The sequence below is a fragment of the Pseudomonas sp. EL_65y_Pfl1_R83 genome (genome assembly GCF_963970695.1).
Taxonomy (GTDB): domain Bacteria; phylum Pseudomonadota; class Gammaproteobacteria; order Pseudomonadales; family Pseudomonadaceae; genus Aquipseudomonas; species Aquipseudomonas tritici.
On sequence record NZ_CAXAQI010000352.1, the window covers coordinates 1 to 476 of the forward strand.

Genomic DNA, 476 nt, shown 5'->3' on the forward strand with positions numbered 1-476 from the left:
CGCCGCAGGAAATCGATCCTTGCATGCGCGACCAGCCCGAGGAGAGCGTTGTCGGCGAGATGGCATGGGGGCAAACCGCCCCGCCGACAGGTCCGTCCCGAGCGCAGCACCAAGGCCCGCCGGGCGAACACCGAGGCTAGCTCGCCGACTTGTCCATCTTCATGCAGTCGGCAGCCTTGCCAGCCGAGGCATGCATCATACCGCAGTCGCAGTTGCCGGCCTTGTCATCCTTGGCGGCGGTTTCGCTCGCGGCCGGGACCCAGACGCGCTTGGGCGCACGAAGCGGAGCGCGGGGGCCATAGCTGGGCTGGGATTGCCATTCCCAATGGCCGGCTTCTGCTGAGGCAGAGTGCGCCTTGAGAGTTTCCACCGGGGTCGTCGTATCCTGCGCGAAGGCGGGCGCAGAAACAGTGAAGGCTGCCGCGATGGCGGGGAGGAGAGTGAGGGTCTTCATGTTGAATTCCTTGATCTGAATG

General features: G+C 65.3%; 1 protein-coding gene. It reads right to left on the reverse strand.

Features of this window, described 5'->3' with window-relative positions:
- Positions 1-136 precede the first annotated feature (136 nt).
- A partial coding sequence (locus AACY08_RS29240) for a hypothetical protein (protein WP_339472569.1) occupies positions 137-476 on the reverse strand: 340 nt, incomplete at its 5' end.